The 15,903-nt window shown below is 66.1% G+C and carries 15 protein-coding genes; 12 read left to right on the top strand and 3 right to left on the bottom strand.

Annotated features, from left to right (window positions below):
• The first annotated feature begins 69 nt into the window (after positions 1 to 69).
• From ACVIYL_RS39270 to galE, 3 genes are all read left to right on the top strand, one after another.
• On the top strand, positions 70 to 699 hold the full coding sequence (locus ACVIYL_RS39270) for a transglutaminase-like cysteine peptidase (RefSeq protein WP_225161207.1): 630 nt from the start codon (positions 70 to 72) through the stop codon (positions 697 to 699).
• A gap of 158 nt (positions 700 to 857) precedes the next feature.
• Positions 858 to 1,115 carry a hypothetical protein gene (locus ACVIYL_RS39265; protein WP_143271190.1) on the top strand — a complete coding sequence of 86 codons (258 nt, stop codon included), beginning with the start codon at positions 858 to 860 and terminating at the stop codon, positions 1,113 to 1,115.
• Positions 1,116 to 1,254: 139 nt separating this feature from the next.
• Positions 1,255 to 2,250 (top strand): UDP-glucose 4-epimerase GalE, encoded by a 996-nt coding sequence (gene galE / locus ACVIYL_RS39260; protein ID WP_456781087.1) that lies wholly within the window; start codon positions 1,255 to 1,257, stop codon positions 2,248 to 2,250.
• Between the two features lie 121 nt (positions 2,251 to 2,371).
• On the opposite strand, the gene ACVIYL_RS39255 is transcribed toward galE, so the two are convergent.
• Both ACVIYL_RS39255 and ACVIYL_RS39250 read right to left on the bottom strand, forming a co-directional pair.
• Positions 2,372 to 3,358, bottom strand: coding sequence for a UbiA family prenyltransferase (locus tag ACVIYL_RS39255; protein WP_456781086.1), 987 nt, complete (start codon positions 3,356 to 3,358; stop codon positions 2,372 to 2,374).
• Positions 3,359 to 3,394: 36 nt separating this feature from the next.
• The gene (locus ACVIYL_RS39250; protein ID WP_456781085.1) at positions 3,395 to 4,972 is read right to left on the bottom strand and encodes a hypothetical protein; all 1,578 of its coding nucleotides are present in this window, start codon (positions 4,970 to 4,972) and stop codon (positions 3,395 to 3,397) included.
• 126 nt (positions 4,973 to 5,098) lie between these two features.
• On the opposite strand from ACVIYL_RS39250, the gene ACVIYL_RS39245 reads away from it, so the two are divergent.
• Together ACVIYL_RS39245 and ACVIYL_RS39240 are read left to right on the top strand one after the other, a co-directional pair.
• Positions 5,099 to 6,256, top strand: a complete 1,158-nt coding sequence (locus ACVIYL_RS39245; protein WP_456781084.1) for a hypothetical protein — start codon at positions 5,099 to 5,101, stop codon at positions 6,254 to 6,256.
• Positions 6,253 to 6,486, top strand: a complete 234-nt coding sequence (locus ACVIYL_RS39240; RefSeq protein ID WP_456781083.1) for a hypothetical protein — start codon at positions 6,253 to 6,255, stop codon at positions 6,484 to 6,486. Before ACVIYL_RS39245 ends, ACVIYL_RS39240 begins: the two co-directional genes overlap by 4 nt.
• Before the next feature lie 18 nt (positions 6,487 to 6,504).
• On the opposite strand, the gene ACVIYL_RS39235 is transcribed toward ACVIYL_RS39240, so the two are convergent.
• Positions 6,505 to 7,104 (bottom strand): VanZ family protein, encoded by a 600-nt coding sequence (locus ACVIYL_RS39235; RefSeq protein ID WP_456781082.1) that lies wholly within the window; start codon positions 7,102 to 7,104, stop codon positions 6,505 to 6,507.
• A gap of 172 nt (positions 7,105 to 7,276) precedes the next feature.
• Between ACVIYL_RS39235 and ACVIYL_RS39230 the strand changes: the two genes are divergently transcribed.
• The 7 genes from ACVIYL_RS39230 to ACVIYL_RS39200 all read left to right on the top strand — a co-directional run bounded on the left by ACVIYL_RS39230 (position 7,277) and on the right by ACVIYL_RS39200 (position 15,890).
• Positions 7,277 to 7,939: a response regulator transcription factor gene (locus tag ACVIYL_RS39230; protein ID WP_016841655.1), complete on the top strand. Its 663-nt coding sequence runs from the start codon at positions 7,277 to 7,279 to the stop codon at positions 7,937 to 7,939.
• Between the two features lie 292 nt (positions 7,940 to 8,231).
• Complete coding sequence (locus ACVIYL_RS39225) at positions 8,232 to 9,608, top strand: sensor histidine kinase (RefSeq protein WP_168859207.1); 1,377 nt, start codon at positions 8,232 to 8,234, stop codon at positions 9,606 to 9,608.
• A 357-nt stretch (positions 9,609 to 9,965) separates the two neighbouring features.
• Positions 9,966 to 11,360: a hypothetical protein gene (locus tag ACVIYL_RS39220; protein WP_057020248.1), complete on the top strand. Its 1,395-nt coding sequence runs from the start codon at positions 9,966 to 9,968 to the stop codon at positions 11,358 to 11,360.
• A gap of 360 nt (positions 11,361 to 11,720) precedes the next feature.
• Entirely contained in the window at positions 11,721 to 12,860 is a 1,140-nt protein-coding gene (gene ccmI / locus ACVIYL_RS39215; RefSeq protein WP_456781081.1) for a c-type cytochrome biogenesis protein CcmI, read from the top strand.
• 47 nt (positions 12,861 to 12,907) lie between these two features.
• On the top strand, positions 12,908 to 13,405 hold the full coding sequence (ccmE, locus tag ACVIYL_RS39210) for a cytochrome c maturation protein CcmE (RefSeq protein WP_456781080.1): 498 nt from the start codon (positions 12,908 to 12,910) through the stop codon (positions 13,403 to 13,405).
• Complete coding sequence (locus tag ACVIYL_RS39205; RefSeq protein WP_456781079.1) at positions 13,402 to 15,384, top strand: heme lyase CcmF/NrfE family subunit; 1,983 nt, start codon at positions 13,402 to 13,404, stop codon at positions 15,382 to 15,384. Before ccmE ends, ACVIYL_RS39205 begins: the two co-directional genes overlap by 4 nt.
• Positions 15,384 to 15,890, top strand: a complete 507-nt coding sequence (locus ACVIYL_RS39200; RefSeq protein ID WP_456781078.1) for a cytochrome c-type biogenesis protein — start codon at positions 15,384 to 15,386, stop codon at positions 15,888 to 15,890. The genes ACVIYL_RS39205 and ACVIYL_RS39200 overlap by 1 nt, the downstream gene beginning before the upstream one ends.
• Positions 15,891 to 15,903: the final 13 nt, after the last annotated feature.

Here is a 15,903-nt window from a genome sequence, read left to right as displayed (position 1 = left end):
CACCGCGCGCTTGAGCCCAAGCTCAAGACATTTCCCGTACATGCTTCCCGTCACTGTGGGGAGTGAAGAATGTACAACGTCAAGAGAGTGATGGCCCTGGTTCTGGCCGTCCTTGCGCTCGGGACAAGCGCACAGAACACCCAGGCTGGGATGGTCGGCTTCCCGCTGCCGCTGCGTGGCGTGATCGAGAAGATCCGCTTCAGCGAGCCGACGCTGGCCCCGATGGCCTACACCATGTTCTGTATGCGCTATGCCGACGAGTGCAAGCCGAAAGCCCGCGCCCGGATGGTGTTCCGCGGCGGCGCCACACGCCTGACCAAGCAACGCATCGCCGACCTGATCGAGGTCAACGCTTCGGTCAATCGCAGCATCGTGCCACAGCGCAACGAACGCGGCCTTGCCGGCGAGGAATGGTTGATCAATCCGGCGCGCGGCGATTGCAACGACTACGCGGTCAGCAAGCGCCACGAGCTGCTGGCGCGCGGCTGGCCGATGCGCGACCTTCTGCTGAGCGAGGTTGTGACCTCCTCCGGTGAGCATCATCTCGTGCTGGTGGTCCGCGCCAAGGGTGGAGACATCGTGCTCGACAATCTGAATGCGCAGATCCGCAGCTGGTCGCAGGCGCGTTATCGTTGGGTCAGGATGCAGACCCCCGCGAACCCCGACCACTGGGCTGGCGTCGCGCAGGCCGGCGCCTGAATTTCTGAACGAGCCCCATCGTTCGAAAATGGCGCAGCGAGACATTTCGCCGCGCCATTTTTCGTAGCAGCGACGATCGCCAGCGCGCCGCGGCGACATTGCCGGAACGATTGGAGGCATCGACGGTTGACCCCGGTTCAACCCATCGAGGCATCGACATGAAGCTGGCCGGCCTTGTCACAACAGCGGCGCTGGTCGTCGCCCTAGCCACGCCGGTGCTTGCACAGGGCACCGGGCAGACCACGCAGGGCACAACGCGCTATTCGATCGATGGACCAGGCGGTGGTGTTCCGACATCGCGGCCGCAGGCGACCCAGCCGGTCCCGCCGGCAACACCGGCTTACCCCTATGGCAGAGCGTCGCGGCACGGGCCGCCGGTCGGTCAACGGACCAACGTGCCGCTGGGGTCGCGCTGACCGTCGCTTCGGCTGCAAATCCGTTCGGTCTTAACGCTATTCCCATCGTCATTTTGCCGCCCCAGACGGAATGTCGTACCGATGCGATCACTGCGCCTGTTGAGGCGCGGGATTGGTTCGCGCAGGGACAACACTTTCAATGGCGGGCAGGGGTTCGATCCTGATCACGGGTGGCGCGGGATATATCGGGTCCCATTGCGCCAAGGCGGTTGCCGAGGCCGGGTTTCTGCCGGTCGTCTACGACAATTTGTCCACCGGTCACCGTGATTTCGTGCGATGGGGGCCGCTCGTGCTCGGCGACGTCGCCGACCACGACAGGATCGCCGCCACCGTCCGCGAGCACAATGCGCTCGCCGCGATGCATTTCGCGGCGTTCAGTGCGGTCGGCGAGTCCGTGGCGGATCCGCAGAAGTATTTCACCAACAACGTTGCCGGCACGCTCGGCCTGCTGCGCGGCATGCGGGAGGCGGGCTGCGACCGCCTGGTGTTTTCCAGCACCGGCGCGGTCTACGGCAACGCCGGACGCGATCCAATTCCCGAGAGTGCCGCAGGTCCGACCGTCAATCCCTACGGCCGCTCCAAATTCATGATCGAGCAGATCCTGGCCGACTACCGCGCGGCCTATCAATTCAACTCGGTCTGCCTGCGCTATTTCAATGCCTGCGGCGCCGACGCCTCCGTCACCATCGGCGAACTCCGCGATCCCGAGACGCATTTGATTCCGCGCGCGCTGATGGCGCTGCTGGGGCACGTGCCGGACTTTGCGATCTTCGGCGAAGACTATGACACGCCTGATGGCACCGCGGTGCGCGACTACATCCATGTCGATGATCTCGCCAGCGCCCATATCGCGGCGCTCGAGCTGCTGCTGAAGAGCGACGCCGGCGGCGTGTTCAATCTCGGCACCGGCACCGGCTATTCGGTGCGCCAGGTGCTCGATGCGATCCGGGCCGAGACCGGTGAAGCGGTGCCGAGCGTGGTGCGCGAGCGCCGGGCCGGCGATCCGCCGATCCTGGTGGCCGATCCCTCCAGGTCGGAGCGCGGCCTCGGCTTCAAGGCCAGCCGGTCCGATCTCGGCTACATCATTCGCTCGGCCTGGGCCTGGCATCAGAAGGCACATCCGCGCCGGCGGTAGAGCATGATCCGGACCCGGAGGGTCGCGTTAGCGCAAAGTGCGAAGCGGTTTTCCCTCGCGACAAACGCGGAACGCGTTTGCGCGGAGATCATGCTCAAATAACGATTGCGCCGCGAGAACCTCAGTTCAATGTGATGTAGTGCTGTTCGGCCAGCCGCGCGAGGAACGGCATGTCGACAAGGCTTGCCACCAGGAAGACGGCGACCAGCGCCAGCACGAGCAGCATCAGGCCGCGCTCGCCATAGAGCTTCTCGGGCTTCTGCGCCGACGACCCCGGCGACGTCGACATCGAGAAGTAGGTGGTGAACAGCATCACCACCAGCGGCATCGCCAGGACATACTCGATACGGTACTTCACCAGGAACACCGAGAGGAAGAACACCGAGAACAGCGAATAGCTGAGGCACGAGGCCGTTAGCGACACCTCGGTATAGTGCGCGAAGCTCGCGCGGTAGCGCGCCAGAAGCTCCTTGCCATGGGACGCGGCAATCTCGCGATATTCGGACAGCCGCTTGGCCGCCATCAGGAACGCGCCGCCAAACCAGTAGCACAGGATCACCGAGCCCGGCGGCAGGGAGGTCGGATCGATCATCGCCCAGCCGATCAACAGCCGCAGCGGATTGTTGACGGATTCCGAGATGACGTCGAAATAGGCCTTGTCCTTGCTCCGGAGCGGCGGGACATTGTAGACGATGCCCTGCACGGCGAAGATGCCGGTTGCGAACAGCATCAGGCGGCTGCTCGCAGATGCGCAGACGAGGCCGAGCGCGACCAGCAGCAGCCACTCTAGCCCGATGATCTTGCCGTCCATCGCGCTCTGCACCGCGGAGCGCTGCGATTTGGTCGGGTGATGCCGGTCGAAGTCGCGGTCGAACCATTCATTGATCACATAATTGGCCGACGCGATGCAGATCGCGGCCACAAGGCCGAGGACGATAGCGCTTGCGATATGCTCGCCTCTCGGGCCGCGCAACAGCCAGGCAAGGACAATCCCGGGAACGATGAAGATGTGCTTGGTGCTGTGATCGAGCCGCAGGATGGCGAGATACTGCCGGATGCTTGCGGCCGGCGGCTTGCCGGCTTCGACCTTGCTGTCCATCAGCGCCATCGCGCGGTCCTTTTTCTGTCGTCGTTGATCGATCGCCTAGTTGAGGAGGTAGACGTCGAAACTCTCGTCGGTCTTGGCGGGGCCGAAGCGGCGGAGCATCGTGGTCGCTTCGCGGAAATCGCGGATCTGCGCCGCTGAGGCACGGAACGTCCGCCAGTCCTTGCCTTCGTCGTAGATCCGGTCGGGCGTGATCTCGTCGAGCCGGTAGGCCAGCAGGATGATGACGGGCGCACGGGTCGTGTCGCGAAGCTCGCGGGCGAGGCGCAGGGTCTCGCCGAGATCGCTGTCCATCTTGCCCTTGCGCGAGAAGATCACGACGCTGCCGAATTTGTGGTCGCGCGCGAGATAGGTCCGGTTCTTGACGTAGTAGGGCAGCGCCTCGACCAGCCATTCCGGCTCGCTGAGGATCACTGCATTGGTGAGATCGGCGCGCGAGGCGATCAGGCGGCCGAGATCGGCGCTGCGGCTCGCGACCACGCCGGTCACTGCGTTGCGCAGATCGTTGATGCCGGCGGCGGTCTGGATCGCGAGCACCAGCAGCAGCGACCCGCGTCCGATCGCCGGCAGGCGCCGGTCGAGCCATGCGCGAGAGCCGGATGGCGCGGTGAGCCGGCTCCAGCCGATCCAGTAAAGCGCGATCAGGAAGCTCAGCCAGACCGCGGCATGTCGGTAGGCACCGTTGGCGGCGACGGCGAAGAACAACGACGTCAGCAACAGGGCGGCGATGGCGGCGAGAAAGGCCGGTCGCCGCGGCAAGAGCCCGAGCGTCGCGCCGAACAGCAGCACCGATCCCGCGATCCCCGGCAGCAGATTGGCAAACAGCGCGCCCAGCGACGTCGCGCCGGGGTTCACCAGCGCAAGGATTGCCGCCGCGAGTGGTGACTCGTGCGACCAGTCCCGGGCCGCGGCGTCATTATAGGTCGGCAACATCGTCGCCGCGCAGATCACGACGCCAATCGTCGCGATCGTTGCATTGATCGCGAAATTGGTGAGTTGCGGCGACCAGCGCCAGTCACGGCTCTCTCGGATCTCGAGCAGGTCGAGCAGCCAGAACAGCAGGAATGCGCCGGCCATGATCGCGCCGACGACGTTGGTGTTGGCGAGCAGGAACAGCAGCGCGCCGAGCACCAGACCACGGTCGCGGTGAGCCCGATAGCAGGCCGCGATCGCGAACAGGAACAGGGCCGAGATGCCGTAATTCCTGGCCATCACGACATATTCAAACAACAGCGCATGGCCCGTGATCAGCAGCAGGACCAGCGGTCGTGGGAATGGTGACCGGAAGATCAGCAACGCGACCGTGATGAGCCCGACCACGAAGGCGACGGCGGGCAGCACCTCGACCTGGTCGAATACGGCATGCGTGCCGCGCAGCAGAAGGTACCAAAGGGCAGGGTGGCCCTCGCCATGCAACCCTCTCAGCATGGCGACCGGATCGTCGCCGTTCAGGGCAATGGTGAGCGCCCGGACCTCGTCGCGCCACATCACGTGACGGCCGATCTGGAAGCCGACCAGCGCGACCCATCCCGCGAGGAGCAGGACGTCCGGCCAGGATCGGCGGTCCCGCTTGGGCGCGAACAACCACTGGTCCAGGATGGGCAGAGAACGGGTCAATGAATCCTGCTGCTGCTCGGATCGGGACGGTCAAACCGGGGCGTCATCTGCCGGCCTGGTGGTTTGTGTTAACAGTAAAATCCACATAGAATGTTGTAACATTATGGGCAAACCAGACTAACATTTATGACGCCGACGCCGGCCCAGAGAACGGTCAGGGACATCGGTCCTGCGCACCCCGAGGTGGAGTTCGCGCTGGTGCTGGCACGAACCATCGATTCCGTGAGCGCCGACCCGCAGCAGCTGCGCAGCGCGGTCTACGAGCTCGCGCGGCAGAAGCTGCAGCAGCTCGCGCACGAGGATCCGGCGGAAAAGCAGCGTCTGATGCAGGCGCTGGAAGTGGCGATCGAAGGCGTCGAAGCGCACACCAAGAGCAATGTGATCGAGAAATTCGAGGTGCCGCCGGCGCGGGCGCTGCCCGCATTCCTCGAGGCGGCGGGCGCTGCGCGGCGGATCGAGGCACCGCCCCGGATCGATGCCGAGCCGGCCTTTGTCACGACGCTCGATCGCGTCGAGCCTGCCGCGGTGGCGCGCGGTCCGCGATGGTCGTCGTCGGCGCCGCTGCGTTACGTTGTCATGCTGGCGTTCTTCGGGCTGATCGCGGCCGTTGTCCTGCTGCAGCAACGCGGCGTGTCATTGGCCGCGGCCCGCGCGATGATTGCCGGCACGCTGGCATCGGCGCCGCCTGAAACCCAAAGGCCGGCCGTGGTCGCGGCCGTCCCGGCGCCGGCCGCTGCGGCCGAGCCGCCGGCGCCAAGACGGCCATTGCCGACCGCCTATGGCGTCTACGCCGAGAGCGGCGGCAAGCTCTACGAGTTGCAGCTGATCCAGGGGCGTGCGCCGGATCCGCGGGTGGCGATCTCGGCGGCGATCACCAGGCCGAGCGAGACCACGCTGCCGGACGAACATCTCCGCTTCATTGTGTTCCGGCGCGAGGGTGCCGGCGGCGCCTCCGATCCGATCGATGTACGTCTGATCGCTCATGTGAGCCAGCAGACCACGTTCGACGCGACCGGCAAGCCGGTGGTCTCGCCGGGCGACGACAGCTGGGTGATCCGCAACATCTCGATCCCGTTCCGCGCGGCGCCGCTCAAGGACGATCCGCAGATGTTCGAGATCCTGCCGCGCGACGACGCGCCGCTGCCGCCGGGACGCTACGCGCTGATCCTGAAGGCGCAGGCCTACGATTTCACGGTCGAGGGCGCGGTCACCGACAAGCGGCATTGCCTGCAGCGGCTGGCGGCCGCAAATGGTGTGTTCTACTCGGAATGCGAGAAACCGTGAGCGGGGTGTCCGTCCGGCTCAGCGTCGTGCTGGCGCTCCTGCTGGCATCGCGTGCCGCCGTCGCCGCACCCGATGCCGAGACCGCAAAGCGCTGCCTGCGCGCGGCCTACATGGTCTACCCCTACAAGCGACCGGGGGCCGTGCCGATGAATGGCGATCGGCTGCATTTCTTTCAGCAATGCATGGCGCAAGACGACACGAAGTCGGCGGAAGCGCCGAAGCGCGATTGAGCGCAATGCGCCGGCCGCTCAGTTCGCGGACTGCTCCACGCCCGACCTCAGCCGGCCGAGCTGGTTACGCAGCACGAGCAGCATGAAGCGACCGACGCCGATGCCGGCGAGACCCCCCGCCACCTTGACGATCGCATCGATCAGGCGGCCGTGACGATCCGGTGTCAGGAATTGCATTGCTTCGAGCGTGAACGCGCTGAAGATGACAAGGAGCACGATCAGCGCGGTGCGCCGCGGGTAGCCCAGCACGAAGGCCAGCGCCATCACGGCGAACGCCGCGAAATGCTCGATCTGCGGATGGAATAGCGAGGGACGGTCCTGGATCGGGGACAGTGTCACGAAGGCGATGAGCGCAAGCGCAAGCCAGCCTGCAATCACGCCGAACCTCCGTATCTTTGAAACAAGCAACGCGTTCTTCCCGGTCCATATGCGCTGGGCGCGCCGCCGTTGAATTAGCGCATCGCCGGTGTCAGCGACATGAAAATGGTCGTCGAAGGTTAACTTGCCGGTCGGCTGCAAATGACCCGACATGTTGTCCGCGCTCCAGTCCGCCGGAAGGTTGCCAGCAACAATTGCTTTCAAGTTTATGGTATTATAATACCCTAAACTGAAACCCAATCTCACTTCGCGCGCATCTCATGGAGGGAACCAGGGGTGCTTGCGCGGGTTCCCCGGATGGTGCACCTGACGAAAAAATTAGCGGCGCCTTGCGGGTCCATTCATAAGCCGTTCACGGCGGGAAGCCTCATTTGGTGCCGGAATGTCGTAATGCTCACTCTCGGAGGCCAAAGTGCGTCTGCTCGTCGTTGAGGATGATCCGGATCTAAACCGCCAGCTCACCACCGCGCTGACGGACGCCGGCTATGTGGTCGATCGCGCGTTCGACGGCGAGGAGGGGCATTTCCTTGGTGATAGCGAGCCGTACGACGCGGTGGTGCTGGATATCGGCCTGCCGAAAATGGACGGTATCTCGGTGCTCGAGGCCTGGCGGCGGAACAAGCGGGTGATGCCGGTGCTGATCCTCACCGCACGAGATCGCTGGAGCGACAAGGTTCAGGGCTTCGACGCCGGCGCCGACGACTATGTCGCCAAGCCCTTCCACCTCGAGGAGGTGCTGGCGCGGATCCGCGCGCTGCTGCGCCGCGCGACCGGGCATGCCCAGGTCGAACTGAACTGCGGGCCGGTGGCGCTGAACACCCGGACCAAGCGGGTCACCGTCAACGGCAATCCGATCAAGCTGACCTCGCACGAGTACAATCTGCTCGACTATCTGATGCACCACACCGGGCGGGTGGTCTCGCGCACCGAACTGGTCGAGCATCTCTACGACCAGGACTTCGACCGCGACTCCAACACGATCGAGGTGTTCGTCGGGCGCATTCGCAAGAAGCTGGAAGTCGATATCATCCAGACCGTGCGCGGCCTCGGCTACATGCTTTCGCCGCCGACCTAGAGCATGATCCGGAAAAGTGCGCAGCGGTTTTCCCTGCGACAAACGCGAAGCGTTTGCGCGGAGATCATGCTCTTGAAGCATTTTCGAGCGAAGTGGATGCCGGTTCGTTCGCGTGAAGAAAGCGCGGACCAAACAATGGGATAAGAGCATGTCCTATTCAATCGGATCATGCTCTTAAGGTGCTTGATCGCGATGCGGGCATTGGCATGATCCGCGCCAGGAGGACTGGATTCGCCATGTCTGAACTCGCCTTGTCGCGGCCCGCTGACGCGATGTTCGAGCTCGTGCCCTGATGGGCGGCAGCTCGCTCGCGACACGCCTGTTCGTCTCGGCGACCGCCTGGGTGGTGGTGATCCTGGCGATCACGGGCGTCATCCTGTCGTCGGTCTATCGCGACGCGACCGAGCGCGCCTTCGACCGCCGGCTCAATCTCTATCTGCGCACCCTGATCGCCGAGGTGGCGACGCCGGACGAGCCGGCGGACCGCCAGTTCCAGTCGCTGGGCGAGCCGCTGTTCGACCTGCCATTGTCGGGCTGGTACTGGCAGATCACCCGGACCGATACCGAAAAGGGCGAGACCCGCGCCTCGCGCTCGCTGTGGGACAAGAAATTGCCCAAGCTCGAGGAGCACGGCGCCGAGCTGACCGCTGCCGGGGTCCGGCTCGGCTATGTCGACGGGCCCGAAGGCCAGAGCCTGCGCGTGGTGGAGCGGCCGGTCGATCTCGGCGCCGACGGCAAGTTCCTGGTCAGCGTCGCCGGCGATGCCACCGAGATCTTCGATGAGACGCGCAGCTTCGACTATTATCTCGGCGGCACCTTCGCCGCGCTCGGCATCGTGCTGCTGCTGACCACGATCTTCCAGGTGCGCTACGGTCTCGCGCCGCTCAAGCGAATCTCGGATGCGATCGCCGACATCCGCTCCGGCCGCGCCGAGCGGCTGGAAGGCCGGTTTCCGGTCGAGATCGCACCGCTGGCGCGCGAGACCAATGCGCTGATCGATGCCAACCGGGAGATCGTTGAGCGCTCGCGCACCCATGTCGGCAATCTCGCCCATGCGATCAAGACGCCGCTTTCGGTGATCGTGAACGAGGCGGCCGCCCATACCGCCGATCCTTTCGCCAGCAAGGTGCTGGAGCAGGCCGATCTGATGAGGGATCAGGTCGCGCACCATCTGGAGCGGGCGCGGATCGCCGCCCGTGCCACCATCGTCAGCACCATCACCGACGTCGCACCTGTGATCGAGGCGCTGCGCCGGACCATGGAGAAGATCCATCGCGATCGCGACCTTTCGATCGAGGCGAAGGCCGATCCGGCGGCACGGTTTCGCGGCGAGCGGCAGGACCTCGAGGAGATGGTCGGCAATCTTGTCGACAACGCCTGCAAATGGGCGGCTTCGCAGGTGTTCGTCGAGGTGACCGTGGTCCCGCCCGAGGCCTCGGGCGCCGGGCCGAGGCTGCGCATTGTGGTCGACGACGACGGGCGCGGCCTGTCGGAAGCCGAGCGTGCCCAGGTGTCGCGGCGCGGCCAGCGGCTCGACGAGTCGAAACCGGGCTCCGGGCTCGGCCTGTCGATCGTGACCGATCTCGCCGGCCTCTATGGCGGCAATCTCACCCTGAACAACGCGCCGATCGGCGGCCTGCGCGCCGAGCTCACGCTGCCGGCGGTGTAGTGCAAGATGACTTTACTCTGAATCGAGCGGCAGATTCCGCTTCACCTCGCCCCGCGCGCGGGGAGAGGTCGGAACGCATCGTTAGATGCGTTCCGGGTGAGGGGGAGTCTCCGTAAACGCAGCTATCACCCGATACGCGGAGGCGGCCCCTCACCCCAACCCTCTCCCCGTAAGAACGGGGCGAGGGAGCGCAGCGCCGCCGCGGTCGCCATCCGACCTAAACTCATCTCGCTCTAGTCGGCCTTGGGAGGCTCGGCGCCGTCATTCTTCCTAAACGGCTTCTTAACGCGCCCGCCGCTATCATTGCGGGCGGACGGGCTGCGGCGCTTGCCGGGCACCAAGCTTTCACGACCGGGCATGAGCCAGAAATCGACCGAGCGGCTGAGGGATTATCTCGCGCAGCTTCCGCCGCAATCGCAGGCGCTGCTGATGCGTGAGCTGGAGCGCGCCGTCGAACGCGGCGATGACGTCGCCGTCGCCAATCTGGTCCTCGAGCAGCTGCGCAAGATCGTGCGCGGGGCCGAGGAGGACGAGCAGATCCAGCCGCGCAGCGACGACCCGGCGCGGCTCCTGTTCCGGCCGCTCGAGCCGTTCCTCGCCGAGACCAATTTCCCGACGCGAGCGGGCCAGATCCGGCGCGCCTCGCTGCTGCCGATCTGGCAATGGCTGGCCCGCGAGGGCGCGCCCGAAGCGGCTCGCGCGTTCGAGGCGGCGTTGGCCGCGGCCACGGAGAGCGGTCCGATGGAGGCCGCCGCGCGCAAGTTCCAGCTTGCCGCCGCGGACGCCATCCTCAAGATCGCGGCGCCGAGCCAGGACGACCGCCAGCGCGCGCTGTCGCGGGTCGGCCCGCCAAACGTGGTCGAGGACCTGCTGCCGATCGGCCTCGTTCTGCAGGCCCGCGAAGCGCTGGAAACCCTGGGAAGCCGGCTGCCGAGCCAGATCCGGGTGTTTGCCGATTCCCAGATCGCCTCCGCGATGGAGGCGCTCAAGCTGCCGTCGTTGCAGACGCCGCAACTGCTGCCGTTTGCGCTGTCATTGATTGCGCAGCGGCTCGCCGCGCCATGGCAGATCATCCGTCTCGCCATCAAGATGGCGGCCTCCGACGACGAACTGCGGGTTGCGGCGACGCCTTACGGCATCGCGGTCACCATCGCGCTGCATGATTTGTCGTTCGTCGCGGCCTGCCTGCGCACCGACATCAGGCGCGGGCATTTCGATTATGTCGGCGAGCAGCTCAAGACCCTGCATGACGGCGTCCGCGGCCTGCGCACCGAGCTCGATCTGCGCAACGATTCCACCTGGGGCCGCCAGCTCACCTCGGTCCGCGCCGATACTTCCAACGCGCTGCAATCGGAGATCGACAGCGTGCCGGGCCGGGTCCGCCGCATCCTGCGCCAGCGCGCCGACAAGGACATTACGGCAGGGGCCAAGATCGATGCGACCGAGGTCGAGGATGCCGCGGCGCTGATCGATTTCGTCGCGGTGTGCCGCACCTATGCCAGCGAGCTCGCCATCAACGAGGTGACGCTGCGGACTTTCTCCGACCTGCAACATTATGTCGAGCAGTCGACCGAAGGGCTGGTGCAGTCGCTGCGCGGCGGCGACGCCCGGGTCCGGGCGTTCCGCCAGCAGCAGGTCAAGGCCGCGATCCGCTTCTGCGAGGTGCTGTTCGGCCACGACTACGCCTCCCTGATGAACCGGGCCGCCGAAAACGCCGTGACCGGCGAGCGCAAGTCGTCGCGCGCGGGGTAGCGAGATCGCGCAATTCGCGAGCATGTTCGACGACAAGCCGACGAGCCCGCCAAGGCGGGACCATCAGCATTGCGCAATTTCGGAATAATGGAAGTGTGGCACTGATTTGCCCGACGTGTCAACCGTCAATCGAGCGCTGTTGGAAGCCTGCTCCCTTGCATGGGGTTGTTTTCGATATTTTGGTCGTGCGCGCCCTCGCCCGGAAACACCGTTGCAATACCGCCGGAACGGCACCGGAAACCGCCTGATTTCGACGTTCCGCCGATCCAGCAATTGTCAATTGCCGGGCTCGCTGCCGGTAGTGTAAAGCGATTCTAAGGCGGCTTGCCGGAAGTCGCCGTTCCATCCGGGAACCGCTTGATGACGCTGTGGTTTGTGTTCGCGCTGATGACGGTCGCGGCGATCTTTGCCGTGCTGTGGCCGCTCAGCCGCCGCGGGCGCGCGGATACCGGCGGCAGCGAGGTCGTGGTCTACCGCGACCAGCTCGCCGAAATCGACCGCGACATGGCCGCCGGCATCATCGGTGCCGCCGAGGCCGATGCCGCACGGGTCGAGATCAGCCGCCGGCTGCTGGCCGCCGCCGATCAGGGCGGACGTGAGACCCCGGTGCAAGGCAACCTCAATCTGCGGCGCACTGCCGCGATCGTCGGCCTGGTCGGATTGCCGGTGATTGCCTCGAGCTTCTATCTCGCGCTCGGCTCGCCGCGCCTTGGTGACTTCCCGCTCGCCGAGCGCGGCCGAGTGGCCGACGCCAACCAGCCGCTCGCCAATCTGGTCGCGCAGGTCGAGGCGCATCTCGAAAAGAACCCGACCGACGGGCGCGGCTGGACGGTGCTGGCGCCGGTGCTGTCGCGCCTCGGCCGCTACGATGATGCCGTCCGCGCCTATCGCAACGCCATCACCTATGCCGGCGACAGCGCCGATCGCCGCGCCGACCTCGGCGAGGCGCTGATGGGGACTGCCGGCGGCGTCGTCACCGCGGACGCCAAGGCGGAATTCGAGCGCGCGGTCGCGCTGAACGGCGACGATGCAAAGGCGAACTATTTCCTCGGTCTCGCCGCCGAGCAGGACGGCCGCAAGGCTGATGCCGCTGCGCTCTGGCAGAAGATGCTGGCGAAGGCGCCGGCGGACGCGCCGTGGCGGCCGCTGGTGCAGGCCGCGCTGGTGCGGGTGGGCGGAAGCGTGCCCGGCGGCGTCAGCGCACCCGGTGGCGTGAGCGCACCGGCGCTGCCGGACAGTGCGGTGGCTGCGGCCAGGGACATGAGCGAGGCCGATCGCGGCACCATGATCCAAGGCATGGTCGATCGGCTGGCGACGCGGCTGAAGACCAATGGCGACGATGTCGAGGGCTGGCTGCGGCTGGTCCGCGCCTATCTCGTGATGGGCGAGCGCGACAAGGCGATGAGCGCGCTCGCGGATGCCCGTCAGGCAGTCGCCAACGATGCGGACCGGTTGCGTCAGCTCAATGAGGGGCTGAAGAATCTCGGGCTGGATGGATAACGCATGACGCCGAAAAGTGCGGAGAACGTCATGCGCAAGGATGGACGATGACCAGGAAGCAACGGCGTTTGACACTGATCGGCTGCGCGCTCGTCGTGCTCGCGATCGCCGCGGGCCTGGTGCTGAACGCGCTGCGCGATTCCATCGTGTTCTTCTCGACGCCGTCGATGGTCGCCGAAAAGCATCTTGGTCCGGGCAAGCGTTTCCGCCTCGGCGGCCTGGTGGAGCAGGGCTCGCTGAAGCGCGGCGACAATCTCGCCGTGACCTTCACCGTTGGTGACGGCGGCGCGACGCTGCCGGTCGCCTACAAGGGCATCCTGCCGGATCTGTTCCGCGAGGGGCAGGGCGTGGTTGCCGAAGGCGCGCTCGACGCCAGCGGCGTGTTCCGCGCCGACACCGTGCTCGCCAAGCATGACGAGACCTACATGCCGAAGGACGTCGCCGACGCCTTGAAGAAGCAGGGCCACTGGAAGGACGATTACGGTGCCAAATCAGGCAATACGCCGAGTGCCTCCGCGGCGCCGACCCAGGGAGCCGTGCAGTGATTGCCGAAAGTGGACATTACGCCCTGGTGCTCGCGCTTGGGCTCGCGTTGATCCAGTCCATCGTGCCGATCGTCGGCGCGCGCTGGCGCGATGCGGCGCTGATGAACGTCGCGCGCTCGACCGCGCTCGCCCAATTGCTGTTCGTTGCGGCGTCGTTCGCGGCGCTGGTGACGCTGCACGTCACCTCGGATTTCTCGGTCGCCAATGTCTACGAGAATTCGCATTCGCTGAAGCCGCTGCTCTACAAGATCACCGGCGTGTGGGGAAACCATGAAGGATCGATGCTGCTGTGGGTGTCGATCCTGGCGCTGTTCGGCGGCCTCGTCGCTGCCTTCGGCAACAATCTGCCGCTGTCGCTGCGTGCGCATGTGCTGGCGGTGCAGGCCTGGGTCGCCAGCGCGTTCTATCTGTTCATCCTGATCACCTCGAACCCGTTCCTGCGCATCGCCAATCCGCCGCTGGAGGGACGCGACCTCAATCCGGTGCTGCAGGATATCGGCCTCGCCGTGCATCCGCCGATGCTCTATCTCGGTTATGTCGGCTTCTCGATCTCGTTCTCGTTCGCGGTGGCGGCGCTGCTCGAGGGACGGATCGACGCCGCCTGGGCGCGCTGGGTGCGGCCGTGGACGCTGATGGCGTGGATTTTCCTGACGCTCGGCATCGCCATGGGCTCCTATTGGGCCTATTACGAACTCGGCTGGGGCGGCTGGTGGTTCTGGGATCCGGTCGAGAACGCCTCGCTGATGCCGTGGCTTGCCGGCACCGCGCTGCTGCATTCGGCGCTGGTGATGGAGAAGCGCAACGCGCTGAAGGTCTGGACCGTCCTGCTGTCGATCCTGACTTTCTCGCTGTCGTTGCTCGGCACCTTCCTGGTGCGCTCCGGCGTGCTGACCTCGGTCCACGCGTTCGCCACCGATCCGACACGCGGCGTGTTCATCCTGCTGATCCTGCTCGTCTTCATCGGCGGCAGCCTGTCGCTGTATGCCTGGCGTGCGCCGGCGCTGAAGCAGGGCGGGCTGTTCGCGCCGATCTCGCGCGAAGGCGCGCTGGTGCTCAACAATCTGCTGCTCACCACCGCCTGCGCGACCGTGTTCATCGGCACGCTGTATCCGCTGGCGCTAGAGGTGCTGACCGGCGAAAAGATCTCGGTCGGCGCGCCGTTCTTCAATTTCACCTTCGCGCCGCTGTTCGTGCCGCTGCTGCTCGCGGTGCCGTTCGGGCCGCTGCTGGCCTGGAAGCGCGGCGACCTGCTCGGCGCGGCGCAGCGGCTGATGGTGGCCGGCATCGTCGCGCTGGTTGCGATGGCGCTGGTGCTGGCGTGGACCTATGGCGGCGCGACCTTGGCGCCGCTCGCGATCGGGCTGGCGGTGTTCGTGATCATGGGCGCGCTGTGCGATCTCGCCGAGCGCATCGCGCTGTTCCGGATTCCGCTGTCGCTCTCGTTGCGCCGTGCGCGCGGCTTGCCGCGCGCGACCTGGGGGACCGCCTTCGCGCATGCCGGTCTCGGCGTCGCGCTGATCGGGATCGTCTGCGAAACCACCTGGAACAGCGAATATATCGGCGCGATGAAGCCGGACGACGTCGCCCGTGTCGCCGGCTACCAGTTGCGGCTCGACGGCCTGAACCCACGGCAGGGTCCGAACTTCCGCGAGATGGTCGCGCAATTCACCGTGACGCGTGACGGCGAGAAGGTCAGCGTGATGACGCCGTCGAAGCGCAACTTCACGACCCGCGGCGCCTCGACGACCGAGGCCGCGCTGATGACGCGCGGCGCCAGCCAGCTCTACATCTCGCTCGGCGATACCTCGGCCGATGGCGCGATCGCGGTGCGCATCTATCACAAGCCGCTGGTGCTGATGATCTGGTGGGGCCCGGTGCTGATGGCGTTCGGTGGTCTGCTGTCGCTGTCCGACCGCCGCTTGCGGGTCGGCGCGCCGAAGCCAGCGAAAGCGGCGCGCGCATTGCAGGCGGCCGAGTGATGCGGTCGCGCGCGCTTGCAGCCGCCGTGCTTGCGGCGGCCCTGATGCTCGGGGCGATGCCCGCACGGGCGGTGCTGCCCGACGAGGTCATGGCGGATCCGGCCAAGGAGGCGAGGGCGCGCGAGCTCTCCAAGGAGCTGCGCTGCATGGTCTGCCAGAACCAGTCGATCGACGATTCGGAGGCGCCGCTGGCGCGCGATCTCCGTCTCTTGGTGCGTGAACGCATCTCGGCCGGCGACAGCGACGGCCAGGTGATCGATTTCCTGGTGGCGCGCTACGGCGAATTCGTGCTGCTGAAGCCGCGCCTCAACGAGCACACGCTGCTGCTGTGGCTGACCCCGCCGCTGGCGTTGCTGCTGGGCGGCTTTGCGCTCTGGCGCCTCGGCCGGCGCAAGGCAAATCCGGCCGCGGGCGGGGGCGATTCCGCCGCCGGACTGACGTCCGACGAGCAGGCGCGCTTGGAACGGCTGCTGGCGGCGGAATCCGCGCCGGACAAGCCGCTTTAGTTCCCTTTTAAGT

The sequence above is a fragment of the Bradyrhizobium sp. USDA 3315 genome (assembly GCF_054056795.1).
The sequence above is the reverse complement of the archived record's forward strand: the minus strand, read 5'-3'. Positions and strand labels throughout refer to the sequence as shown.